The 24,461-nt window shown below is 70.9% G+C and carries 21 protein-coding genes and 1 tRNA gene; 13 read left to right on the top strand and 9 right to left on the bottom strand.

Annotated features, from left to right (window positions below; all coding sequences use genetic code 11):
* Positions 1-88 precede the first annotated feature (88 nt).
* Complete coding sequence (locus E5082_RS26225; protein ID WP_135793716.1) at positions 89-637, top strand: GNAT family N-acetyltransferase; 549 nt, start codon at positions 89-91, stop codon at positions 635-637.
* The gene (locus E5082_RS26220; RefSeq protein ID WP_135793715.1) at positions 634-2,403 is read left to right on the top strand and encodes an IucA/IucC family protein; all 1,770 of its coding nucleotides are present in this window, start codon (positions 634-636) and stop codon (positions 2,401-2,403) included. Before E5082_RS26225 ends, E5082_RS26220 begins: the two co-directional genes overlap by 4 nt.
* A gap of 108 nt (positions 2,404-2,511) precedes the next feature.
* Here E5082_RS26220 and E5082_RS26215 read toward each other — a convergent pair whose 3' ends face one another.
* Both E5082_RS26215 and E5082_RS26210 read right to left on the bottom strand, forming a co-directional pair.
* The gene (locus tag E5082_RS26215) at positions 2,512-4,116 is read right to left on the bottom strand and encodes a beta-N-acetylhexosaminidase (RefSeq protein ID WP_135793714.1); all 1,605 of its coding nucleotides are present in this window, start codon (positions 4,114-4,116) and stop codon (positions 2,512-2,514) included.
* A gap of 222 nt (positions 4,117-4,338) precedes the next feature.
* Positions 4,339-5,910, bottom strand: a complete 1,572-nt coding sequence (locus E5082_RS26210; protein ID WP_190045394.1) for a purple acid phosphatase family protein — start codon at positions 5,908-5,910, stop codon at positions 4,339-4,341.
* Positions 5,911-6,074: 164 nt separating this feature from the next.
* Between E5082_RS26210 and E5082_RS26205 the strand changes: the two genes are divergently transcribed.
* Both E5082_RS26205 and glmS read left to right on the top strand, forming a co-directional pair.
* A complete protein-coding gene (locus E5082_RS26205; RefSeq protein WP_135793712.1) occupies positions 6,075-6,332 on the top strand; it encodes a hypothetical protein in 258 nt (85 codons plus the stop codon).
* 25 nt (positions 6,333-6,357) lie between these two features.
* Complete coding sequence (gene glmS, locus E5082_RS26200; protein ID WP_135793711.1) at positions 6,358-8,175, top strand: glutamine--fructose-6-phosphate transaminase (isomerizing); 1,818 nt, start codon at positions 6,358-6,360, stop codon at positions 8,173-8,175.
* A gap of 222 nt (positions 8,176-8,397) precedes the next feature.
* On the opposite strand, the gene E5082_RS26195 is transcribed toward glmS, so the two are convergent.
* Complete coding sequence (locus E5082_RS26195; protein ID WP_086694268.1) at positions 8,398-8,925, bottom strand: universal stress protein; 528 nt, start codon at positions 8,923-8,925, stop codon at positions 8,398-8,400.
* Between the two features lie 312 nt (positions 8,926-9,237).
* Here E5082_RS26195 and E5082_RS26190 point away from each other — a divergent pair, with 312 nt between their 5' ends.
* The 4 genes from E5082_RS26190 to E5082_RS26175 all read left to right on the top strand — a co-directional run bounded on the left by E5082_RS26190 (position 9,238) and on the right by E5082_RS26175 (position 11,984).
* A complete protein-coding gene (locus E5082_RS26190) occupies positions 9,238-9,483 on the top strand; it encodes a hypothetical protein (protein ID WP_135793710.1) in 246 nt (81 codons plus the stop codon).
* A gap of 387 nt (positions 9,484-9,870) precedes the next feature.
* The gene (locus E5082_RS26185; protein WP_135793709.1) at positions 9,871-11,088 is read left to right on the top strand and encodes a GlxA family transcriptional regulator; all 1,218 of its coding nucleotides are present in this window, start codon (positions 9,871-9,873) and stop codon (positions 11,086-11,088) included.
* 116 nt (positions 11,089-11,204) lie between these two features.
* Positions 11,205-11,807, top strand: coding sequence for an oligoribonuclease (gene orn, locus E5082_RS26180; protein WP_135793708.1), 603 nt, complete (start codon positions 11,205-11,207; stop codon positions 11,805-11,807).
* A gap of 104 nt (positions 11,808-11,911) precedes the next feature.
* A tRNA-His gene (locus E5082_RS26175) sits at positions 11,912-11,984 on the top strand.
* 78 nt (positions 11,985-12,062) lie between these two features.
* Here E5082_RS26175 and E5082_RS26170 read toward each other — a convergent pair.
* On the bottom strand, positions 12,063-12,803 hold the full coding sequence (locus tag E5082_RS26170; protein ID WP_135793707.1) for a class I SAM-dependent methyltransferase: 741 nt from the start codon (positions 12,801-12,803) through the stop codon (positions 12,063-12,065).
* 204 nt (positions 12,804-13,007) lie between these two features.
* Complete coding sequence (locus E5082_RS26160; RefSeq protein WP_135793706.1) at positions 13,008-14,066, bottom strand: LacI family DNA-binding transcriptional regulator; 1,059 nt, start codon at positions 14,064-14,066, stop codon at positions 13,008-13,010.
* Between the two features lie 303 nt (positions 14,067-14,369).
* Between E5082_RS26160 and E5082_RS26155 the strand changes: the two genes are divergently transcribed.
* From E5082_RS26155 to E5082_RS26140, 4 genes are all read left to right on the top strand, one after another.
* The gene (locus E5082_RS26155) at positions 14,370-15,692 is read left to right on the top strand and encodes an ABC transporter substrate-binding protein (protein ID WP_135793705.1); all 1,323 of its coding nucleotides are present in this window, start codon (positions 14,370-14,372) and stop codon (positions 15,690-15,692) included.
* Positions 15,689-16,720 carry a carbohydrate ABC transporter permease gene (locus E5082_RS26150; RefSeq protein WP_135793704.1) on the top strand — a complete coding sequence of 344 codons (1,032 nt, stop codon included), beginning with the start codon at positions 15,689-15,691 and terminating at the stop codon, positions 16,718-16,720. The genes E5082_RS26155 and E5082_RS26150 overlap by 4 nt, the downstream gene beginning before the upstream one ends.
* Positions 16,707-17,591 carry a carbohydrate ABC transporter permease gene (locus E5082_RS26145; RefSeq protein ID WP_135793703.1) on the top strand — a complete coding sequence of 295 codons (885 nt, stop codon included), beginning with the start codon at positions 16,707-16,709 and terminating at the stop codon, positions 17,589-17,591. Before E5082_RS26150 ends, E5082_RS26145 begins: the two co-directional genes overlap by 14 nt.
* Before the next feature lie 112 nt (positions 17,592-17,703).
* Positions 17,704-19,155 (top strand): GH1 family beta-glucosidase, encoded by a 1,452-nt coding sequence (locus E5082_RS26140; protein WP_135793702.1) that lies wholly within the window; start codon positions 17,704-17,706, stop codon positions 19,153-19,155.
* Positions 19,156-19,231: 76 nt separating this feature from the next.
* Here the strand turns inward: E5082_RS26140 and E5082_RS26135 are convergent, their stop codons facing one another.
* The 3 genes from E5082_RS26135 to E5082_RS26125 form a co-directional block, all read right to left on the bottom strand.
* On the bottom strand, positions 19,232-20,671 hold the full coding sequence (locus E5082_RS26135) for a cellulose binding domain-containing protein (protein WP_135793701.1): 1,440 nt from the start codon (positions 20,669-20,671) through the stop codon (positions 19,232-19,234).
* 148 nt (positions 20,672-20,819) lie between these two features.
* On the bottom strand, positions 20,820-22,196 hold the full coding sequence (locus tag E5082_RS26130) for a sensor histidine kinase (RefSeq protein ID WP_135793700.1): 1,377 nt from the start codon (positions 22,194-22,196) through the stop codon (positions 20,820-20,822).
* Entirely contained in the window at positions 22,193-22,897 is a 705-nt protein-coding gene (locus tag E5082_RS26125; protein WP_135793699.1) for a response regulator transcription factor, read from the bottom strand. Before E5082_RS26125 ends, E5082_RS26130 begins: the two co-directional genes overlap by 4 nt.
* 139 nt (positions 22,898-23,036) lie before the next feature.
* Between E5082_RS26125 and E5082_RS26120 the strand changes: the two genes are divergently transcribed.
* The gene (locus E5082_RS26120) at positions 23,037-23,555 is read left to right on the top strand and encodes a hypothetical protein (protein ID WP_167514142.1); all 519 of its coding nucleotides are present in this window, start codon (positions 23,037-23,039) and stop codon (positions 23,553-23,555) included.
* A gap of 6 nt (positions 23,556-23,561) precedes the next feature.
* On the opposite strand, the gene E5082_RS26115 is transcribed toward E5082_RS26120, so the two are convergent.
* Positions 23,562-24,428 carry a spermidine synthase gene (locus E5082_RS26115; protein WP_135793697.1) on the bottom strand — a complete coding sequence of 289 codons (867 nt, stop codon included), beginning with the start codon at positions 24,426-24,428 and terminating at the stop codon, positions 23,562-23,564.
* Positions 24,429-24,461: the final 33 nt, after the last annotated feature.

The following is a 24,461-nucleotide window of genomic DNA, read 5'->3' as shown; positions in this document are numbered from 1 at the left end:
CGCGGCTTCTGATTACCCCCACCCGAATGGATGAATGTGTGTGTCATCACCTCCAGCCGCACGACGTCACGCACTCGAGGAGTTTTTGATGAGTAATACCACCCAGGCGGGCTTCACGATCCGCCCCCTCGACCCCCGGAAGGACGCGCGCCTGGTGCACGGCTGGGTGACCGATCCGAAGGCCGTGTTCTGGATGATGCAGGACGCGACGCTGGTGGACGTCGAGCGTGCCTACATGGAGATCGCGGCCGACGAGCACCACCACGCCTTCCTCGGTCTGGACGACGGGGTGCCGGTGTTCCTGATGGAGAGCTACGATCCCGCGCACCGCGAGCTGGCCGGGCTGTACGAGGCCCAGCCGGGCGATGTCGGGATGCACTTCCTGGTGGCGCCCACCGACACCCCCGTGCACGGGTTCACCCGGCGGGTCATCACCGCTGTGATGACGCATCTGTTCGCCGACCCGCGCACCCTGCGGGTGGTCGTGGAGCCCGACGTGCGCAACACCGCCGTGCACGCGCTGAACGAGGCCGTCGGATTCGTGCCCGAGGGCGAGGTAGAGAAGCCGGAGAAGCGCGCCCTGCTGAGTTTCTGCACGCGGGAACGGTTCGAGGCCGCGACGGGGGTGGCGGCATGACCGTCGCCGACTCCGTGGCCCACCTCTCCCCCGAGCGCTGGGACCTGGCCAACCGCCTGCTGATCCGCAAGGCCCTCGCCGAGTTCGCGCACGAGCGCCTGCTGCTCCCCGAGCCGGAGGGCGAGGAGTACGTCGTCCGCAGCGACGACAACCTCACCTCGTACCGCTTCTCCGCCGTGCGCCGGGGCCTGGACCACTGGCAGGTGGACGCCGGCTCGATCACCCGCAGCCGCGAGGGCGCCGAACTGCCCCTCGCGGCACTGGACTTCTTCATCGAGCTGAAGGAGACCCTGGGGCTGAGCGCGGAGATCCTGCCGGTGTACCTGGAGGAGATCTCCTCCACCCTGTCCGGCACCTGCTACAAGCTGACCAAGCCGCGGGTGAGCGCGAAGGAACTGGCGGGCGCCTCGTTCCAGGACATCGAGACCGGGATGACCGAGGGCCACCCCTGCTTCGTGGCCAACAACGGGCGGCTCGGCTTCGGCGTCCAGGAGTACCTCGCGTACGCGCCGGAGACGGCGAGCCCGGTGAGACTGGTGTGGCTGGCCGCGCACCGCTCGCGCGCCGCCTTCACCGCCGGGGCGGGCGTCGAGTACGAGGAGTTCTTCCGGCGCGAGCTGGGCGAGGCCACCCTGGAGCGGTTCCGGGGCATGCTCACCGGCCAGGGCCTGGACCCGGACGACTATCTGCTGATCCCGGTCCACCCCTGGCAGTGGTGGAACAAGCTCAGCGTGACCTTCGCCGCCGAGGTGGCCCGCCGCAACCTGGTGTGCCTGGGCGAGGGCGACGACGAGTACCTGGCCCAGCAGTCCATCCGGACGTTCTTCAACCGGACGCACCCCGGGAAGACTTACGTGAAGACGGCGCTGTCCGTGCTCAACATGGGCTTCATGCGCGGTCTGTCGGCCGCGTACATGGAGGCGACCCCGGCGATCAACGACTGGCTGGCCCGGCTGATCGAGAACGACCCGGTGCTCACCGCGACCGGCCTGACGATCATCCGCGAGCAGGCCGCCGTCGGCTACCGGCACCTGGAGTACGAGCGGGCCACCGACCGCTACTCCCCCTACCGCAAGATGCTGGCCGCCCTGTGGCGCGAGTCCCCGGTGCCCCGCCTCGCCGAGGGCGAGTCGCTGGCGACCATGGCCTCGCTGCTGCACACCGACCACGAGGGCGCCTCGTTCGCGGGCGCGCTGATCGAGCGCTCGGGGCAGCCGCCCACCGACTGGCTGCGCGACTACCTGCGGGCCTACTACGTGCCGCTGCTGCACAGCTTCTACGCCTACGACCTGGTGTTCATGCCGCACGGCGAGAACGTCATCCTGGTGCTGGCGGACGGCGCGGTCCGGCGCGCGGTGTACAAGGACATCGCCGAGGAGATCGCCGTCATGGACCCGGACGCGGCCCTGCCGCCGGAGGTGCGGCGCATCCGGGTGGAGGTGCCCGAGGACAAGAAGCTGCTGTCGATCTTCACGGACGTCTTCGACTGCTTCTTCCGCTTCCTCGCCGCCAACCTGGCCGAGGAGGGCGTGCTGACGGAGGACACCTTCTGGCGCACGGTCGCGGAGGTCACGCGCGAGTACCAGGAGGCCAACCCGCAGCTCGCGGAGAAGTTCGAGCAGTACGACATGTTCGCGCCGGAGTTCGCCCTGTCCTGCCTGAACCGGCTTCAGCTCCGCGACAACAAGCAGATGGTGGACCTCGCCGACCCGTCCGGCGCGCTCCAGCTCGTCGGCACCCTCAAGAACCCCCTCGCCGGGTTCTGAACCCGCACCGGCGCACGGGCACCCCGGAGTACGGTCCTCCGGGGTGCCCGTCGCCCTTTCGTCGGTTCGTCCTCGGCCGGCCGGTCCGTCCGCCGGTCCGTCAGCCTGTCAGTCCGCCGGCCAGGGGACCTGCGGCGAGCGGTAGTAGTTGATGCCCAGGGCGTCCCAGCGCGGGGCCTGCGCGGCCAGCCGCACCCGGTAGGCGTCCCAGTCGTGGGTGGCGGCCGGTGACCAGCCCAGCTCGGCCGCGCCCGGCAGCCGTGGGAACGCCATGTACTCGAGGTCGGCGGACTTCTTCAGCGTCTCCGACCACAGGGGAGCCTCGACACCCCTGATCGCCGAGGCGGGCACTCCGTCGAGATAGGCGCCCGGGTCCCAGTCGTAGGACCGCCGAACCTCCACCAGACCCGCCCAGGCCAGGCCGAGCGGGGTGTCCTTGTTGTACTTCATGTCGAGGTAGACCCGGTCGGCCGGGGACAGGATCAGCCCGGTGCCGTTCCGCGCGGCCTCGGCGACCTGCGCCTTTTCCGCCGCGCTGGTGCGGTCCAGACCCCAGTACTGGGCGAGGGCGCCCTTGACCGGATGGGCGCCGGTGAGCTGGTGCCACCCGATGGCCGTCTTGCCGTACTTGGCGACGACCGGCTGCACACGGTCCATGAACGTCACGTAGTCCGCGTGGCTGGTGGAGTGCGCCTCGTCACCGCCGATGTGCAGATAGCGGCCCGGGGTGAGCGCGGCCAGCTCACGGATGACGTCGTCCACGAAGTCGTAGGTGACCTGCTTGGGCACGCACAGCGAGCTGAAGCCGACCTGGGTGCCGGTGTAGAGCGGGGGCGCCACACCGTCGCAGTTCAGCTCGGCGTAGGAGGCGAGGGCGGCGTTGGTGTGGCCGGGCATGTCGATCTCGGGGACGACCTCGAGATAGCGGCCGGCCGCGTACCGGACGATCTCCCGGTAGTCGGCCTTGCTGTAGTGGCCGCCCTCGCCGCCGCCGACCTCGGTGGAGCCGCCGTATGTGGCCAGGCGGGGCCAGGAGTCGACGGCGATGCGCCAGCCCTGGTCGTCGCTGAGGTGCAGATGCAGCTCATTGATCTTGTAGAGGGCCAGCTGGTCGATGTAGCGCTTGACCTGAGCGACGGTGAGGAAGTGCCGGGAGACGTCCAGCATGGCGCCCCGGTAGGCGTAGCGCGGGCGGTCCTCGACGGTACCGCCGGCGATCCGCCAGGGGCCGGGCTGGACCGCCTTCTTCTCGACGGCCGCCGGCAGCAGCTGGCGCAGGGTCTGCACGCCGTGGAAGAGGCCGGCGGGAGCGGCGGCGGTGATGGTGACTCCACCGGCTCCGCTGTGCAGCCGGTACCCCTCGGCGCCGAAGTGGCCCTTCTGGAGGTGGAGTCGGATGCCTTGGCCGCCGCCGTGGTCGGTGAGCGGCAGCGGATAGCCGGTGGAGGGTCGCAGGATGCCCGTGAGGTATGCGCCGATCCGGCGGACCTCGGCGGAGCCGTCCACCCGCACGCGGGTCGCGCGGGTGATGCGGTACGGGGTCCCGCCCGGCTCGACCGAGGCGGGTGCCGGGACCACCCGGTCCAGCGCGGGCGGTGCGGCCGCCTGCGCGGCGGGGTTCGCGACGAAGGTGAAGACACCGGCCGCGGCGACAAGCAGCAGTGATCCGAGGATTCGGGTCGTTCGGGGAGTGGTGCCGTGGTGCCGTCTCACATGCGCTCCCTTCGGATTCGGTCGGGACCACTCTCCCGCAGATCCGGTGAAACGCTCCCGCCCGTGGCGGCAACCATCCGGCGGGACGGGCCCCTTGCTTTCGACGACGACGCCCCGCGGCTGACGCCGGGGCTGGACGGGAACGTGGCCGGGCGAGCCACAACGCGAAGCAGCGCTGACCGGCGCGGAGTTCGCCCCGGTCTTCCGTGCGGGCGCGTGGGTCTACTTCGCTCTGCGGGAGACCGTGAAGTGGTCGATGCGCTCACCGGTCTCGGCGATGCCGGACACGGTCAGCGTGGTGTGCCGGCCCCTCGGCGCGGGCGTCACGTCCACGCGGAGGAACGAGTAGTCGAGGTAGCGCACGCGGGACCAGGCGACGGTCTCGGGCTTCTTGCCGTCCTTGAGGTTGACGAAGGAGGAGACGGACTCGACCTCGTGCTCGTGCCCCTCGTAGGTGTCGGGCGCGGTGAAGGCGTACAGGCTGCGGCCGGCCGCGCCCGCGGTGACGTAGACGACGCCCTCGGTCTCGGGGTAGGCGGTGCCGCCGACGGGGAGCTTCTTGACGACCGTGTCGCCCTTGATCACGTCGGTGCGCTCGTACTGGTGGTTGTGGCCGTTGATGACCAGGTCCACGGTGTACTTCTCGAACAGCGGCACCCACTCCTGGCGCACCCCGCCCTCGGAGGCGTGGGCGGTCGAGGTGCAGTAGGCGCAGTGGTGGAAGAAGACCACCACGAAGTCGATGTCCCGCGCGGCCCGGAACTTCTTGAGCTGGGCCTCCAGCCATGTGGTCTGGGTGCCGCCGGAGATGCCGAGGTTCGCCGGGATCTCGTAGGAGATGTCGTTGGCGTCGAGCGAGATGACGGCGGTGTTGCCGTAGACGAAGGAGTAGACGCCGGGCAGGCCGGCCGCGTCGGGGCCGTTGTCCGGGAGGGACCAACGGGCCTCCTCGCCGCCGTAGCCGTTGGGCGAGTACCAGGCCTCCATGTCGTGGTTGCCGTAGGCGGGCATCCAGGGGATCTGCTTGGCGACGGACTCGGTCTGGTGCAGGAACTGGTCCCAGGTGCGCGAGTCGAAGCCGGTGTCGGTGGTCTTGCCGGCTCCGGAGGGGTCGCCGTAGGCGATGTCGCCCGCGTGCAGGTGGAAGGCGGGGTTCTGGCCGAGGATCAGGGCGTTGTTGGCCAGGCCGTGGTAGCCGACGCCCTCGTCGCCGAAGGCGGTGAAGGTGAAGGGCGCCTTGTGGGCGGGGGCGGTGGTGAAGGTGCCGAGGGTGCCGAGGAGGTGGGGCTCGGCGGGGTCGAAGCCCTGGTGGCCGACGCCGTAGTAGTAGGTCTGGCCGGGGCGCAGCCGGCTCAGCCTCGCGTGTACGTAGTACTGGGTGTGGTCGCCGCTCGCGCCGACACCGGCCGGGGTGTGCAGGGTGCGGACCTCGGCCTCGATCTTGTGGGAGAGGTCCCAGGGGTGGGCGCCGACGCGGATGAAGGGGCGCCTCACGGCGACCGGCACCTGCCAGGAGACGGTGACCTCGGTACGCGGGTCGTTGCCCCAGGCCAGGTGACGGCCGAAGGGGGCGGCCAGCGCGCCGTCCACGTGCTCGGTACCGCGCGGTGCCGGGGCCGTGGGGGCCGCGGCGGCGGCCGGGGTCACGGCGCCGGGCACGAAGGCGCCGCCCGCGACGGTGCCGAGAGTCACGGCGCCACCCCTGATCAGGGTGCGCCGGGAGAATCTGCTCCGGAGGTACTCGTGCCGCTCGGCCATGCTCATCCGCTCGGCCAGCTTCTCGGGTACGCCCATACGAGGAATGTCCATGACCAGCAAACTCGTGGCCGACGGCAACGCCGTCCAGGACGGGAAGTGGACACCGGACGAACAGCGCGCCATGAGCGCACCAACAGGTACCTGCCCGGAATCGGGCACGATTCTTGCGAAACTGGCGTTCGTGCCCGAAGATCTACCGGGTGCACGAGGAACTTGTCGATCATTTGACGCGCTCGACCCCGCTCAGCCGGGGCGAGGCGCTGCGAGTGATACAGGACGTGCTCGCCTTCTTCGACGAGACGACCCAGGACTACGTCCGTCGTCGGCACCGAGAACTGCAGGCCCAGGGCCTGCAGAACGCGGCGATCTTCGAACGGATCGAGGCGGACCTGAAATACCGCGCGGTGGCGCCGCCCGAGCTCACGCTCCGGCAGTTGCGCCGCATGGTCTATGGCTGAGAAGCCAGGGTGAGGGAGCTACTACATGTGCGGAATTGTCGGATACATCGGTAAGCGGGACGTCGCTCCCCTGCTGCTGGAGGGTCTCCAGCGCCTGGAGTACCGGGGCTACGACTCGGCGGGCATCGTCGTCTCCTCCCCGAAGTCGGCCGCGCTGAAGATGGTCAAGGCCAAGGGCCGGGTCCGTGACCTGGAGGCCAAGGTCCCCGCGCGCTTCAAGGGCACCACCGGCATCGCCCACACCCGCTGGGCCACCCACGGCGCCCCCTCCGACGTGAACGCCCACCCGCACATGTCGGCCGACGACAAGGTCGCCGTCGTCCACAACGGCATCATCGACAACGCCTCCGACCTGCGCCGCAAGCTGGAGGCGGACGGGGTCGAGTTCCTCTCCGACACCGACACCGAGGTCCTCACCCACCTCGTGGCCCGCGCGAGCGCCGAGAAGCTGGAGGACAAGGTCCGCGAGGCGCTCCGCGTGGTCGAGGGCACCTACGGCATCGCCGTGATGCACGCCGACTTCCCCGACCGCATCGTGGTGGCCCGCAACGGCTCCCCGGTCGTCCTCGGCATCGGCGAGAAGGAGATGTTCGTCGCCTCGGACATCGCCGCGCTGGTCACCCACACCCGCCAGATCGTCACCCTGGACGACGGCGAGATGGCCACCCTGAAGGCCGACGACTTCCGCACCTACACCACCGAGGGCACCCGCACCAGCGCCGAGCCCACCACCGTGGAGTGGGAGGCCGCCTCCTACGACATGGGCGGCCACGACACGTACATGCACAAGGAGATCCACGAGCAGGCCGACGCCGTGGACCGCGTGCTGCGCGGCCGCATCGACGACCGCTTCTCCACCGTGCACCTGGGCGGCCTCAACCTGGACGCCCGTGAGGCCCGCCGCATCCGCCGGGTCAAGATCCTCGGCTGCGGCACCTCCTACCACGCGGGCATGATCGGCGCCCAGATGATCGAGGAGCTGGCCCGCATCCCCGCCGACGCCGAGCCGGCGTCCGAGTTCCGCTACCGCAACGCGGTCGTCGACCCCGACACGCTGTACATCGCGGTCTCCCAGTCCGGTGAGACGTACGACGTGCTGGCCGCCGTGCAGGAGCTGAAGCGCAAGGGCGCCCGCGTCCTCGGTGTGGTCAACGTGGTCGGCTCGGCCATCGCCCGCGAGGCCGACGGCGGCATCTACGTGCACGCCGGGCCCGAGGTGTGCGTGGTCTCCACCAAGTGCTTCACCAACACCACGGTCGCCTTCGCGCTGCTCGCGCTGCACCTGGGCCGCACCCGCGACCTGTCGGTGCGCGACGGCAAGCGGATCATCGAGGGCCTGCGCAAGCTGCCCGCGCAGATCGCCGAGATCCTCAAGCAGGAGGAGCTGGTCCGCGAGCTGGCCGAGGAGTACGCGGAGAGCCGCTCGATGCTCTTCATCGGCCGTGTCCGGGGCTACCCGGTCGCCCGCGAGGCCTCCCTGAAGCTCAAGGAGATCACCTACATCCACGCCGAGGCGTACCCCGCCTCCGAGCTGAAGCACGGCCCGCTGGCCCTCATCGAGCCCGCCCTGCCGACGGTCGCCATCGTCCCGGACGACGACCTGCTGGAGAAGAACCGCGCCGCGCTGGAGGAGATCAAGGCCCGCAGCGGCAAGATCCTCGCGGTCGCGCACCAGGAGCAGGAGAAGGCGGACCGGACCATCGTGGTCCCGAAGAACGAGGACGAGCTGGACCCGATCCTCATGGGCATCCCGCTCCAGCTGCTCGCCTACCACGCGGCGAAGGTCCTGGGCCGCGACATCGACAAGCCGCGCAACCTGGCCAAGTCGGTGACGGTGGAGTAGGTCCACCCCTGCCGTTCAAAGAAAACGGACCCTCGCGCGAGCCGTCGTGGGGGTCCGTTTCTGTGCCGCTGCGCCCCGGCCGGTGGCCGTCACCCACCGGCCGGCAGCACGACTCACCTGCGGCGTCGGCTGTTCTATGCCCGGCACGGGGGCGGGAACACCTTTACGCGTGAGTAGCTTCACGGAGCGCGAACCGGTGTGGTGTCAGGGGAAATCGAGGTCTCAGGGAATCACGATGACGGGCCGCCGGGCCCGTTTGGTGAGGCGTCCGGCCACGGAGCCGAAGATCCGCCCCGCGATGCCGTGCGTGGAGCCGACGACGATCGCGTCCGCCTCGTACTCCCGCCCGACCTCCTCCAGTTCATGGCAGATGTCACCGCCGCGCTCCACCAGAATCCACGGCACCTCGCTCAGATGGTCGGCGCAGGCCAGCTCCAGGCCGAGCACCTCGGTGCGGTGGTCGGGAACGTCGACGAAGACGGGCGGCTCGCAGCCGGCCCACACCGTGGTGGGCAGCCGGTTGGCCACATGGACGATGATCAGACCCGAGCCGGAGCGGTGGGCCATGCCGACCGCGTAGGCCAGGGCGCGCTCGCTGGAGGTGGAGCCGTCGAAGCCGACGACCACTCCGTGCCGGAAGGCGGGATCGCAGGAAGGGCGTGCCTCTTGAGCCGTCAGGGGGTCGGTCGCCGTGGGTTCGGCTACCGGCCGCTTGCGGTCCGCGGGTTCGAAGAATTCGTGACCGGCCATGGCTGTCTCGGCGTCGTGATCCTTGTATGAAGGGGGACATCGTGCGGCGGAGCTGTGTCCGGGAAACGTCTTCCCCTGCCCATACCCTCAAGGGTACGGCGGCACGCCTCCCCGTCGCAGTTCGTGCACACGCTCCGTGAGCGGCCCTCCGGGACGTCCCCAGGGGTTCCAGGGAGCATGCACGAGCAGCGCCCCTTACGCAATGGTCGCTGCCTCGTACAGGCGGTTTGCCGGGACCCGCCCCTCATGGGGTGACCGTCCGGCCGTCCGCGCGTTGAACCCCCTGCAACCGACGTCCCAGGGAGCCCGCAGATGCCCGCACCCCGCTCCGCGCCCGGCCCCGACACCGCGCGCGAGGTGATCGGCTGGGCGGTGTTCGCCTGCGTGCTGGTGCCGGTGGTCCTGCTGTGGTGCGGTACGGCGCCGGTCGCGGCCGTGGGGGCGGGGCTGGGACTGGCCGGCGTCACCCTCGCCTGCCGGACGCTGCTGCGCCGTTCGCTGCGGGAGGCCGCGCGGGGAGTCGCAGATCACACGGGAGCCAGTACACCGGTCGACTGACCGGTTTCCGCACCCTCGAACGCCGGTTTTCAGCCAAGTTCCTAATATCGCTCCGGAGGGGTCCCAACCACCCCTCAACCCCCGTTCCACCTGCACAAACAGGGGTCGTTCGACCCGTCGCACCCTATGCGGTTTGGCCACCCCGCCCAGGCGTACTTCCCTGCACGCCCCACGAGTGCAACCCTTCGTGATCGAATGCTTCACGCCAAGTTGTCATGTCGACAATGCACCGCGTGTGGAACTGGCCACCGACAGACCGCGGGAGCCAGTAGATTTCGATCTTGATGTCTTACGGCGGGGGACTCGTGCAGGACCGAGGGGAAACGTGCAGGAGCGACAGACCCGAAGCGTAAAGGGAGCCGCGACCACCGAGGGGGGCTTAGCAGTATGAGCCACGACTCCACCGCCGCGCCGGACGCCACCGTCCGCAAACTCGCCGGGCGACGCCGCAAGGAGATCGTCGCGGTGCTGCTGTTCAGCGGCGGCCCCATCTTCGAAAGTTCCATACCGCTTTCGGTGTTCGGGATCGACCGCCAGGACGCCGGAGTGCCGCGCTACCGACTGCTGGTGTGTGCCGGCGAGGACGGCCCGCTGCGGACCACGGGGGGCCTGGAACTCACCGCGCCGCATGGCCTGGAGGCGATCTCCCGCGCGGGCACGGTCGTCGTGCCGGCCTGGCGCTCGATCACCTCGCCGCCACCGGAGGAGGCGCTCGACGCGCTGCGCCGCGCGCACGAGGAGGGGGCCCGCATCGTCGGCCTGTGCACCGGGGCGTTCGTCCTGGCCGCGGCCGGCCTGCTGGACGGCCGCCCGGCCACCACCCACTGGATGTACGCGCCGACGCTGGCCAAGCGCTATCCGTCGGTGCACGTCGATCCGCGTGAGTTGTTCGTCGACGACGGCGACGTGCTCACCTCGGCCGGTACGGCGGCCGGGATCGACCTGTGTCTGCACATCGTGCGGACGGACCACGGCAACGAGGCCGCCGGTGCGCTGGCCCGCCGCCTGGTGGTGCCGCCCCGCCGCAGCGGCGGCCAGGAGCGCTACCTCGACAGGTCTTTACCCGAGGAGATCGGCGCCGACCCGCTGGCCGAGGTCGTCGCCTGGGCGCTGGAACACCTCCACGAGCAGTTCGACGTGGAGACACTGGCGGCACGCGCCTACATGAGCCGCCGTACGTTCGACCGCAGGTTCCGTTCGCTCACCGGCAGTGCGCCGCTGCAGTGGCTGATCACCCAGCGGGTGCTGCAGGCACAGCGGCTGCTGGAGACCTCCGACTACTCGGTGGACGAGGTCGCGGGCCGGTGCGGGTTCCGCTCGCCGGTCGCGCTGCGCGGGCACTTCCGCCGCCAGCTCGGCTCGTCGCCCGCGACGTACCGGGCCGCCTACCGGGCCCGCAGGCCCCAGGGTGAGCGGCCGCCCGAGCAGGAGCAGCAGCTCGCGCAGCACGGGATGACGCAGGGGCCGTCGGGTCTGCCGGGTCACGGTCCGGTGGCGGTGCCGTCGGTGCTGCACCCGGACCGGGACGGCGGGGTGCCGCTGCAGAGCCGCCGGCACGCCGCGGGCGCGGTGAGTCTGCTGCCGGGGCCGCGCGGAGGCGGCTGAGGATCGCCGGTGCGAGGGGGTGGGGAGGGCTCGGCCTTCCCCACCCCCTTCTCCGTGCTCTTCTCTCGGCGCACGGGCGGGTCCAGGGGGCTGCGGGGCCCCGTAAGGTGAGACACATGAACGATCGCATGGTGTGGATCGACTGCGAGATGACCGGCCTCTCGCTGTCCGACGACGCGCTCATCGAGGTGGCCGCCCTCGTCACCGACTCCGAGCTGAACGTGCTCGGTGAAGGGGTGGACATCGTCATCCGCCCGCCGGACTCCGCGCTGGAGACGATGCCGGAGGTGGTGCGCCAGATGCACACCGCGTCCGGGCTGCTGGACGAGCTGGCCGGGGGTACGACGCTGGCCGACGCCGAGGCGCAGGTGCTCGCGTACATCCGTGAGCACGTCAAGGAGCCGGGCAAGGCGCCACTGTGCGGCAACTCCGTCGGCACCGACCGCGGCTTCCTGCTGCGCGACATGCCGGCCTTGGAGGCCTACCTCCACTACCGGATCGTCGACGTCTCCTCGATCAAGGAGCTGGCCCGGCGCTGGTACCCGCGCGCCTACTTCAACAGCCCGGAGAAGAACGGCAACCACCGGGCGCTGGCCGACATCCGCGAGTCGATCGCCGAGCTGCGCTACTACCGCGAAGCCGTCTTCGTCCCGCAGCCCGGCCCGGACTCCGACACCGCGAAGTCGATCGCCGCGAAGTACGTCCTGCCGCCTGCGTAGCCCCCTGGGAACGCGTGCGCGGAAACGTGTGCGCGAGCACCCCCGAGAACCCTGTAGACTTCTTCTCGGCCGGTCGGGGAACGACAGTTCAACCGCCGGTCGCGGTGGGTGTAGCTCAGCTGGCAGAGCACCTGGTTGTGGTCCAGGATGTCGCGGGTTCAAGTCCCGTCACTCACCCTGATCGACTTTGGGGCCGCTCCGTTTCGACGGAGCGGCCCCAAAGTCGTTTCCGCGGCCGATCCCGGCGGGCGGAGCCTACGGTTTGTGGGTCACCCAGAGTAGTTCCGCGGGCCAGCGGTGCGCCCAGTCGGGTGGGTCGGTCCTGTTGTAGCCGTTGGGTGTGCCGGGGTCGGGCCGCGGCTCGATGAGGTCGTCGATGACGAGACCCGCGCCGCGCAGGACCCTGACCCAGTCGCCGTAGGTGAGCTGATAGCTGACCGCGCCGTCGCCCTCGGCGATGGTGTCCAGCCCGAAGTAGTCCTGCCGCAGCGTCGTGGTCACGCCGCCGGCGGCTTCGTCGTAGCAGGCTTCGAACCATGGGCTCGCGACGTTGAACACCAGGCGCCCGCCCCGGCGCAGGACGCGGGCGGCCTGCGGGACGGCCAGGTGCGGGGGCGCCCAGCTGAGCCCGCCGAAGTCGCAGAACACCAGGTCGAAGCTGTCGGCGGCGAAGGGGAGCCGTTCGGCGGCGCCCTGCACCAGCGGGTAGCGGTCCGCTCCCATGGCACGGGCCGCCGCGTCGAGTTGCGCCTCGGACAGGTCGACCCCGACCACGTCGGCCCCCTCGGCGGCGAGTGCCCTGGACCACTGCCCGGCACCGCAGCCCAGTTCGAGGACACGCTTGCCGGTGACGTCCCCCAGGGCCCGCAGGTGCGCGTCGGGGATGGAGTACATGCCCCACAACCGGGGCGTGGCGCCGATCCGGGGGTCGTGCTTCTGCTGGTACGCGCCGCTGATCCGGTTCCAGAGCCGCCGATTGGCGGGGATGCTGTCCACGCCCCGACTCCAGCACTGCCCGCCGCGGCCGGTCAACGCGATTACCGCAACTGGTCCGGCCGGAGTTCGAAGGGGCGGGGCGGTCGGATTCGAACCGACGTCCTCCGAGATGATGTCGCGGCGCACTACCTCTGTGCTACGACCCCGCCTTGCCGGTGATCTTAAGCCGGGAGTACGCCGAAGCGACAGCAGTTAACGCCCCCGCTACGACGACTCCCGCCCGACCAGTTCCGTGGCCAGCACCGCGTGCCGCCTCTCCAACCCCCGCGTCCCCGCCGGACGGCGGTCCGCTATCTCCGACAGGAGCAGGTCGATCATCGCCCGGCCCATCTCCTCTATCGGCTGTCGGACACTGGTCAGGGGCGGGTCCATGTGGCGGGCGATGGCGGAGTCGTCGTAGCCGACGAGGGCCACGTCGTGGGGGATGCGGCGGCCCGCTTCGCGGAGGGAGTGACGGGCGCCGGCCGCCGTCACGTCGGAGGCGGCGAAGACGGCGTCGAGGTCGGGGCGGCGGGAGAGCAGGGCGGACATGGCGCGACGGCCGCCTTCCTCGGTGAAGTCGCCCGGTTCGATGAGGAGTTCGTCCACCTCCAGGCCCGCTCCGCGCAGTGCGTCCCGGTAGCCGTCGACGCGGCGCTGGGCTCCGTAGACGTCGGGGCGGCCGGTGATGTGGGCGATGCGGCGTCGGCCGCGGGCGATGAGGTGCTCGACGGCGGAGCGACCGCCGCCGTAATTGTCGGAGTCGACCGAGGTGAGCGTCTCCCCCGCCGACCGGGGCCCGCTGATCACGGCCGGGATCTCCAGCCGGTCCAGCAGATCCGGCAGCGGGTCGTCGGCGTGCACGGAGACCAGGAGGACACCGTCGACACGGTGGGCGGAGAGGTAGTCCGCCAGCCGTTGCCGCTTGCGGTCGCTGCCCGCGAAGATCAGCAGCAACTGCCATTCGGTGTCGGCGAGTTCCGCCCCTACCCCGCGCAGCATGTCGGAGAAGTACGGCTCGGCGAAGAAGCGGGTCTCCGGCTCGGGCACGACCAGCGCGATGGAGTCGGTGCGGTTGGCCGCGAGCGCGCGGGCCGCGGTGTTGGGGACGTACCCGAGTTCCGCGACCGCCGCCTCCACGGCCGCGCGGGTGGCGTCGCTGACCCGCGGGGAACCGTTGATCACGCGGGAGACCGTGCCCCGGCCCACCCCGGCCCGGGCGGCCACCTCTTCGAGCGTCGGCCGCCCGCCGCTCCGGCCGCCCCGCACCCCGTGGCTCGCCATGGCCTCCGCCTCTCTCGGCCGTCCCACTCAGGCCTCACATTCAACACTGTCCGCCGGAAAATCCCACTGGCCGGTTAACAGCCCTATAACTGAGGCGCGTTGGCCGTGCGCACTCCCTTGACACCTCGTCCCGAACGGACGACCCTTCAACCCATCACACGTGGGAGCGCTCCCACGGTACCTGACACCTACACAACCCGCACGTTCCCCGCCCGAGCCGCAGCGAGTACGAACGGGCCCAGATCCACGCGATTTCCATGCAGTTGGCCGGGGGGTCGGCACGTCAGGCAACAGGAGGACGCAATGCGTACGAGCATCCGCAGGTCGCGCGGCACGGTGGCCATGATGGCCGCGACCGCGCTGGCCACGGGTCTGCTGGCGGGCTGCGCCAGCGACTCGGACGACGGCTCGTCGGACGCGGGCGGCGGCGACGGCAAGGGCAACATCACGCTGACGGTCGGCACCTTCGGGGTCTTCGGCTACAAGCAGGCCGGTCTGTACGACGAGTACATGAAGCTGCACCCGGACATCAACATCAAGGAGAACGTCACCACTCGCACAGACGTGTACTGGCCGAAGGTGCTCACCCGCCTCCAGGCCGGTTCGGGCACCGACGACATCCAGGCCATCGAGGTCGGCAACATCACGGAGGCCGTGCAGACGCAGGCCGCCAAGTTCGTGGACCTCGGCAAGGAGGTCGACAAGTCCCAGTGGCTGGACTGGAAGCTCGCCCAGGCCACCACGAAGGACGGCAAGACGATCGGCATCGGCACCGACATCGGCCCGATGGCGGTCTGCTACCGCAAGGACCTCTTCGCCAAGGCCGGCCTGCCCACCGACCGCGCCAAGCTCGCCGAGCAGTGGAAGGGCGACTGGTCCAAGTACGTCGACCTCGGCAAGCAGTACATGAAGAAGGCGCCCAAGGGCACCAAGTACGTCGACTCGGCGGCCTCTGTCTACAACGCCTCCCTGGGCGGTGCCTCCGAGCGGAACTACGACAAGGACGGCAAGGTCGTCTGGGACAAGTCCCAGGGTGTGAAGGACGCCTGGGACGACGCGATGAGCGTGGCGACCAGCGACATGTCGGCCAAGCTGAAGCAGTTCGACCCCACCTGGGACAAGGGCTTCGCCAACGGCTCCTTCGCCACGGTGGCCTGCCCCGCCTGGATGCTCGGCTACATCGGTGAGAAGGCCGGCGACTCCGGCAAGGGCAAGTGGGACGTGGCGGCGGCGCCGACCGCGTCCAACTGGGGCGGCTCCTTCCTCGCTGTGCCGACGGCGACCAAGCACCAGAAGGAGGCCGTCGCGCTGGCCAAGTGGCTGACCGCGCCGGAGCAGCAGGCCAAGGTCTTCGCCAAGCAGGCCAGCTTCCCCTCCACCCCGTCGGCGTACGCGAGCCTGAAGCCGCAGGCGGACACCACCGCGTACTTCTCCGACGCGCCGCTCACCCAGATCTTCTCCGACGCGGCGAAGACCATCCCGGCCCAGCCGCTGGGTCCGAAGGACAAGCCGATCGACACCGCGATCAGTGACATCGGCATCCTCCAGGTCGAGCAGAAGGGCAAGTCCCCGGCCCAGGGCTGGGACGCCGCGTCCAAGGAGATCAAGGACGTGCTCGGCCAGTGACCTCCAAAGAGGCTCTCGCGCATCCCGCGTCGAGCGCCGAGACCGCGCCCGGCATCCCGCCGGGCGCGGTCCGGGGCGCTCAGGGTCGCGGTGTGCCGGACGGCGCCCCCTCCTGGCGCAGCCGGCTGTACCGCTGGGACACGAAGGCGTCGCCGTACGCGTTCGTGGCCCCCTTCTTCGTGCTGTTCGGTGTGTTCACCCTGGTTCCGCTGCTGTACACGGTCTGGTACTCGCTGCACGACGTGCAGTTGTCCGCGCTCGACCACCAGAGCTGGGCGGGCCTGGCCAACTACCGGAACCTGCTGTCCTCGGACTTCTTCTGGAACGCGCTGCGGAACACCTTCACCATCGGTCTGATCTCGACCGTCCCGCAGCTCATGGCGGCGCTCTGGCTGGCCCACATGCTCAACTACAAGCTGCGCGGCTCCACCGTGTGGCGCGTGGTGATGCTGACCCCGTACGCGACATCGGTGGCGGCGGCGACGTTGGTGTTCACGCTGCTGTACTCGTGGGACGGCGGCATGGTGAACTGGATTCTCCACTTCTTCGGTGTCGACCCGGTCAACTGGCGTGAATCGGACTGGGGATCGCAGTTCGCGGTCTCGAGCATCGTGATCTGGCGCTGGACCGGCTACAACGCGCTGATCTACCTGGCCGCCATGCAGGCCATCCCGGCGGACCTGTACGAGTCCGCCGCCCTCGACGGCGCCAACCGGCGCCAGCAGTTCTGGCACGTGACGATCCCGCAGTTGCGGCCGACCGTGCTGTTCACGATCGTCGTCTCGACCATCGGCGCCACCCAGCTCTTCGGTGAACCCCTGCTGTTCGGCGGGGTCAGCGGGACCAAGGGCGGCTCGGAGCACCAGTACCAGACGCTCGGTCTCTACATGTACGACCAGGGCTGGATCATCGGCAACCTCGGCAAGGCGTCCGCCATCGCCTGGACGATGTTCCTGCTCCTGCTGATCATCGCCGCGGTCAACCTGCTGCTGACCCGCTGGCTGAGGAGGTCCGATGACCGCCGGTGAGCTCGTTCTCCCCAAGGCGCGCACCGGCCGGCGCCGGGCCACGAAGGCGGGCAAGCAGTTGCACGCCGGCCCGGTGACGTACGTGGCGCTGATCGTGTTCGCGCTCGTCTCGCTGGCGCCGCTGGTGTGGACGGCGGTCGCGGCCTCGCGCACCGACCGGCGGCTCGCCCAGGCCCCGCCCCCGCTGTGGTTCGGCGGCAACCTGTTCAAGAACCTTCAGGCCGCCTGGGACCAGGCCGGACTCGGCACCGCGATGCTCAACTCGCTGATCGTCGCGGGCACGATCACGGTCAGTACGGTGGTCTTCTCCACCCTGGCCGGCTTCGCCTTCGCCAAGCTGCGGTTCAGGTTCTCGGGGCTGCTGTTGCTGCTGACCATCGGCACGATGATGATCCCGCCGCAGCTCGCCGTCGTCCCGCTGTATCTGTGGATGAGCGACCTCGGCTGGTCCAATCAGCTCCAGACGGTGATCCTGCCGAGCCTGGTGACCGCGTTCGGCACGTTCTTCATGCGGCAGTACCTGGTGCAGGCGCTGCCGACCGAGCTGATCGAGGCGGCGCGGGTGGACGGGGCGAGCAGCCTGAGGATCGTCTGGCACGTGGTGTTCCCGGCGGCCCGGCCCGCGATGGCGGTGCTCGGCCTGCTGACCTTCGTGTTCGCCTGGAACGACTTCCTGTGGCCGATCATCGCCCTGAACCAGCAGAACCCGACCGTGCAGGTCGCCCTGAACGCCCTCGGCACCGGGTATGTACCGGACCAGGCGGTCATCATGGCGGGCGCGCTGCTCGGCACCCTGCCGCTGCTGATCGCCTTCCTGCTGTTCGGCAAGCAGATCGTGGGCGGCATCATGCAGGGCGCGATCAAGGGCTGAACCGTCCCGCCGAGCGCCGTTCCGTCAAGGGGGCCGGGACACCGACGCCCCGGCCCCTCGTCTTTCCCCGAGTCTTCCCGACGTCTTCCCGACTTTCGATGGGAGCGCTTCCATGCCCGACTCCTCCTCCACGGTCTCCCCCGTGGCCTCCGAGGTCACCTTCCCGCCTGCCTTCCTCTGGGGGGCGGCGACCTCCGCGTACCAGATCGAGGGGGCGGTGCGCGAGGGCGGCCGTACGCCCTCGATCTGGGACACCTTCAGCCATACGCCCGGCAAGACCGCGGGCGGTGAGACCGGTGACGTGGCCGTCGACCACTACCACCGCTACCGCGACGACGTGGCCCTCATGGCGGACCTGGGGCTCGGCGCGTACCGCTTCTCCGTCTCCTGGTCGCGGGTGCAGCCGACCGGGCGGGGCCCGGCGGTGCAGGTCGGGCTGGACTTCTACCGGCGGCTGGTGGACGAGCTGCTGGAGAACGGCATCAAGCCCGCCGTCACCCTCTACCACTGGGACCTCCCGCAGGAGCTGGAGGACGCGGGCGGCTGGCCGGAGCGGGAGACCGCGCACCGGTTCGCGGAGTACGCACATCTCGTCGGCGAGGCGCTGGGCGACCGGGTGGAGAACTGGATCACCCTCAACGAGCCCTGGTGCAGCGCCTTCCTGGGCTACGGCTCCGGGGTGCACGCCCCCGGCCGGACCGACCCGGTGGCCTCGCTGAGGGCGGCCCACCATCTCAACCTGGCGCACGGGCTCGGCGCTTCGGCGCTGCGCGCGGCGATGCCGGCCCGCAACCAGGTGGCCGTGAGCCTCAACTCGGCCGTCGTGCGCCCGCTTTCGCAGGACCCGGCGGACCTGGCGGCGGCCCGGCGCATCGACGACCTGGCCAACGGCGTCTTCCACGGCCCGATGCTGCGCGGCGCCTACCCCGAGTCCCTGCTCACCGCGACGGCCCCGCTCACCGACTGGTCCTTCGTGCAGGACGGCGACCTCGCCACCAGCAACGCCCCGCTGGACGCGCTGGGCCTGAACTACTACACCCCGGCGCTGGTCTCGGCGGTGACCGACAAGGTCAGCGGCCCGCGCGCCGACGGCCACGGCGCGAGCGAGCACTCCCCCTGGCCCGGCGCCGACGACGTGCTGTTCCACCAGAGCCCCGGCGAGCGCACCGAGATGGGCTGGACCGTCGACCCGACCGGCCTGTACGACCTGCTGATGCGCTACACCCGCGAGGCCCCCGGACTCCCGCTGTACATCACGGAGAACGGCGCCGCCTACGACGACAAGCCGGACGCGGACGGCCGGGTGCACGACCCCGAGCGCGTCGCCTACCTGCACGCCCACCTCTCGGCGGTCCGCGACGCCCTGCGCGACGGCGCCGATGTGCGCGGGTACTACCTGTGGTCCCTGATGGACAACTTCGAGTGGTCCTACGGCTACGAGAAGCGGTTCGGCGCGGTCTACGTGGACTACGCGACGCAGGAGCGGACCCCGAAGTCCAGCGCCCGCTGGTACGGCGAGGCGGCACGCACCGGAACGCTGCCGTCGGTGGAGTCGGCGGGCTGACCGGTTCCGGGCCCGCCCGGACGCACGAGTGAGGCCCGGCGGTCTGGACACCGCCGGGCCTCACTCTCGTACGCGCCTAGTTGAAGGCGGCGAACGCCTTGGAGAAGGCGAACTTGTCCTGGGTGATCGAGCTGCACGTGGCGTCGGCGGTGGGCTTGGTGCCGCCGTCGCAGCTCTTGTCACGGGTGCCGGACCACATGGACAGCGAGCCGATGCCCTTGGACTTGGCGAAGTCCACGAGCTGGCCGGCGTCGTCGACCTTGAAGATCTCGGTGGCCACGTCGTTGACACCGATCATCGGGGTGACGCCCACCGTCTTCCAGGCGGCGTCCTCGGAGAGCGCGAGGACACCCTTGATCTGGGCCTGGGTGGCGGTGGCGGCCTGGATCGCGTAGTCGCCCATGTCGCCGCTGTACGCCGGGCCGTAGTCCATCGCCATGATGTTGACGCCGTCGACGCGGACGCCGTTGGCCTTGGCGTCGGCCAGCAGGTTCACACCGTCCTGGGTGAGGCCCTCGGGCATCACCGGGAGGGTGTAGGAGACGTTCAGGCCGGGGTGGGCGGCCTGGAGCTTGGCGATGGCCTGGGCACGCTTGGTGTTGGCGGCGGTGTTGGGCAGCGCCCCGCCCTCCACGTCGAAGTCGACCTTGGTCAGATTGAAGGCGTCGACCGCCTTGCCGTACGCGGCGGCCAGGGCGTCGGCGGAGGAGCAGGTGGTGGCCAGCTCCGAGCCGGAGGCGCCACCGAAGGAGACGCGGACGTCACCGCCCTTGGCGCGCAGGGCACCGATCTGGGCGGCCACGCCGTCGGCGGTCAGGTCGCTCACACCGCCCCACTTGGGGGTGCAGCCGCCGCCGTCGGTGACGAAGGCCAGGTTGAAGTTCTTCACGCCGGTGGCGTCGGCGGTGCCCAGCAGGTCGAACGCCGGGTAGAGCGAGGTGTCGACGTACGGGGCGAACCCGGCCGCCGCCTTGGTGCCGTTGCCCGCGCTCTTGGTGGGGACCGGCGTCTCCGGCTGACTGGGGGTGCTCTGGGTCGGCGCCGGGGTCTCGGGCTCGGTGGGGCGGCCGCTGGGCTCGGGGGTGGCGGAGGGGTCGGCGGCACACTCGGAGCCGTCGATCCGGCAGCCGGTGGGGTCGCCCGCGCCGTCGACGACGAAGCCGACGGTGACCGACTTGCCCGCGGCCAGCCCGTCGGTGTCCCACTTGGCGGCCTTCACCGTGACGTGCTGCCCGCTCACGCTGGACTCGGCGTTCCACAGCGAGCCGAGCTTGGAGCCGGCCGGGAGGTCGAACTCCAGGCTCCAGCCCTTCTTGGCCGCTCCGGTGTCGTTGGTCACCACGTACTGGGCGCTGTACCCGGTCGACCACTCGCTGGTCTTGGTGTACGCGGCACCGACCCCGGCGGCGTGCGCGACCCCGGTCACCAGGACCGCGCCGCCACCGGCCACGGCGGCCGCGACCACGCCGCCTATCGCCTTGTTCCTGCCACTGATCCTGCGCCGGTGCGTGCTCATTGGCGTGCCTGTCCTTCGTGCGGGGGTGGGGGGTGGTGGCAGCACGCTATCGATGCGGAATCCGGCAATCGGCTTATCGGGGACGGTGGTTGAAAGGCTTAGGGTGCGCTTAAGGAAGGGATCGGGACCGGTTAAAGGTCGAGACCACTCAGCGGCTGGGTATCAGCTTGCGCCGCCTGCGTACGGTGCCCCGGTGGCCGCGTCCGGCGGGCTTGCGGGCGTCGAGCTGGAGCCAGATCCGCACCTCGGTGCCACCGAGCACGGAGGAGCCGATGCGGACGTCCCCGCCCGTGGACTCGGCCAGACGGCGCACGATGTCCAGGCCGAGCCCGGTCGAGCCCGCCGTGCCGGAACCCCGGCCGCGGGCCATCGCCGCCCGCGGGTCGGGTATGCCGGGGCCCGCGTCGGAGACCAGCACGATCACCGCGTCCTCGGCGTGGTGGACGTCGACCGCGAAGGCGGTGCCCTCGGCGGTGTGCCGGAAGACGTTGCCCAGCAGAGCGTCCAAGGCGGCGGCCAGGTCGGCCCGGGCCACCGGGACCCGTACCGGCCGCTCGGCGCCGGCCACCCGCCACTTGCGGCCCTCGTCCTCGGCGAGCGCGGACCAGAACTCCATGCGCCCCCGCACCACTTCGGCCACGTCACACCCCGTGCCCGGCCCCACGGCCGCCGTCTGCGGCTTGGCCTCGCGGGCGGTACGGATGATCGTGTCGACCTCGCCCTCCAGCTGGGCCACGGCGGCGCGGGTCTGGTCGGCGGCGGCACCGGCGCCCAGCGAGGCGGCGTTCAGCCGGAGCACGGTGAGCGGGGTACGCAGCCGGTGCGAGAGGTCGGCGGCCAGTTCCCGCTCGTTGGCGAGGAGCTGGACCACTTGATCGGCCATGGAGTTGAACGCGACGGCGGCGAGCCGCAGTTCGGTCGGCCCTTCCTCGGGCACCCGTGCCCCGAGCTGCCCGTCACCCAGTTCGCGCGCGCCCTCCACCAGTCGCCGGGCGGGGCGCACCATGCGCACCCCGAGCCGGTCGGCGACCGCGACCGAACCGGCGATCAGCGCGAGCCCCACGGCGGCGAGCACCGCCCAGGCCGTGCCCACCCCGTTGCTCATCGCGGCCTCGGGCACCCATACCTCGACCACCGCGATGGCACCGGAGCCGAGCGCGACCGGCTGCAGCAGGGCGGAGCCTCCGGTGACCTCGGTGGTGGAGGCGCGGCCCATCCGGCGCACCGCCTCGATGTCCCTCTCCGCGGCCCTCCCCCGGCCCAGGTCGAGCGCGCCCCGCTCACCGTCGGCGGGCAGGTGCACGGACATCCCGGAGTCGGCCCCGGCCGCGGCCACCACCCGCTCCAGCTCGTCCCGGTCGGTGGTGATGGAGAGCGCGGGCGCCACGGCGGCGGCCTCGCGCTCGGCGCCGGCGAAGGCGCGGTCGCGGGCCATCTCCTTGACGACCAGGCCGAGCGGGACGGCGAAGGCGACGACGACCATGGTGGTCACCGCCAGGCAGACCTTGACCAGGGCCCATCTCATCGGAGGTCCCCCACGGCGGGCGGCTCCAGCTTGACCCCGACCCCGCGCAGGGTGTGCAGATAGCGGGGCCGGGCCGCCGTCTCGCCCAGCTTGCGCCGGAGCCAGGACAGATGGACGTCGATGGTCTGGTCGTCCCCGTAGGACTGCTGCCAGACCTCGGCGAGCAGTTCCTTGCGCGGGACGACCACGCCGGGGCGGCCGGCGAGGAAGGCGAGCAGGTCGAACTCGCGCCGGGTCAGGTCGAGTCGGGCGCCGTCCAGCTCGGCCTGGCGGCGCAGCGGGTCGACGGTGAGGCCGCCGACCCGGATCACCGGCGAGGGTGGTGGCTCGGCGGCGCCGGAGCGGGAGCGGCGCAGGACGGCGGCGATGCGGGCGGAGAGGTGCTCGACCGAGAAGGGCTTGGTCAGGTAGTCGTCCGCCCCGGCGTTGAGCAGCCGGACGATCTCCGTCTCGTCGTCCCGCGCGGTGGCGATGATGACGGGCACGTCGGTGATGCCGCGCAGCATCTTCAGCGCCTCGGAGCCGTCCAGGTCGGGCAGTCCGAGGTCGAGTATGACCACGTCGAACCGGAGATGGGCGACCTCGCGCAGCGCCTCCAGCGCGGTACCGACGCTGCGCACCACGTGGGCGGCGTCGGTGAGATGCCGGATCAGTGCCGAGCGGACGAACTGATCGTCCTCGACCACGAGCACACTTGCCATGCGCCGCACCGTACGCCATGCGGACCAGCGAAGTGTTGGCCTGTGGACAACTCCCTGTGGACAACTCCTCGCCGCCAACCGCCTGTCCACAACCGGGGTCGCCTGCGCGGCGCGTGGCCGCTGAGGCAGTATGGCCCCGATGCGCAGAGGACTCGTACATGTACTTGCGTGGCTGCTGGCCACCGCGGCGGCGACCACGCTGTCCTGGTGGGGCGTGCACACGGTGATGGCGGGCACGGCGTACGACCCCCCGCGCGCCGTACCGATCACCGCGGCCGAGGCCGCGGCCCACGCCTCCACCGCGACGCCGACGCCCCCGGCACCGACCCCCACGCCCACACCCCGCCGCACCTCGGCACCCCCGTCCCCCACCCCGGCCCGGACCGCGTCCGCGGCCCCCCCGACCCCGGCTCCCCCGGCACCTGCCACCCCCGCCGGCAACGTCAAGGCGTACGACACCGGCGGTGGCCGGGCGGTGTTCGACCTCGGCCCCGCGAGCGCGACCCTGGTCTCCGCGACCCCGGGGACCGGCTGGTCGATGCAGGTGTGGAAGACGGAGACCTGGATCAGGGTGGAGTTCAGCCGCAGCACCGACCGCGTGACGGTCTTCTGCGACTGGCACGACGGTCCGCCGCACGTGGACGTGCAGACGTACTAGGGGAGTTCAGCGGAACACGGAGGGCGGCGGAGCCGGTGAGGCGACTGCCGAGATGTCCGTCACCGGGGTCGCGCCGCCGGTGAAGTCCATGAGTCTCGCGCCGTGTTCGAGGCGGGCCGGGTGGGGGTCGGAGGCGGCCCTGCGGGTGAGTTCGGCGAGCGGGAGCGGGCTGTCGGAGGCGACCAGGATCGCGTTGCCGAAGCGCTTGCCGCGCAGCACCGCCGGGTCGGCGATCAGGGCGAGTTCGGCGAAGCGGGCCGCCGCCGTGGCGATCTGGGCGCGCAGGTGGGCGAGCGGGGGCCCGTCGGCGAGGTTGGCGGTGTAGACGCCGCCGGGACGCAGGGCCCGGCGGACCTCGTCGAGGAACTCGGTCGACGTGAGGTGGGCCGGGGTGCGGGCGCCGCTGAAGACGTCGGCGACGATCAGGTCGGCCCAGCCGTCCGGCACCTTGGCGAGCCCCTCGCGGGCGTCGGCCGAGCGCACCCGTATCCGGGCGCCGGGGTCAAGAGGCAGTTCCCGGCGGACCAGTTGGACCAGGGCCGCGTCGCGCTCCACCACCTGCTGGGTCGAGCGGGGCCGGGTCGCCGCGGTGTAGCGGGCCAGGGTGAGCGCACCACCGCCGAGATGCACCGCCTGAACCGGCTTGCCGGGCGGGGCGGCCAGGTCGATGACATGGCCGATGCGGCGCTGGTACTCGAAGGACAGATGCGCCGGGTCGTCCAGGTCCACGTGCGACTGCGGGGCGCCGTCGATCAGCAACGACCAGGCCCGCGCCCTGTCGGGGTCGGGTATGAGTTCCGCGAGGCCGCCCTCGACGGCCTCCACCACCGCTTCGGCGGCCGCCCTGCGCCGGTTGTCCCTGGACCTGCCCACCGGCCCATTCTCGCAGGTGGCCCGGGCGCCTGC

It is taken from the genome of Streptomyces griseoluteus, from assembly GCF_004784465.1.
Taxonomy (GTDB): domain Bacteria; phylum Actinomycetota; class Actinomycetes; order Streptomycetales; family Streptomycetaceae; genus Streptomyces; species Streptomyces griseoluteus.
Note: the sequence above shows the minus strand (reverse complement) of the source record. Positions and strands in the feature narration are given on the sequence as shown.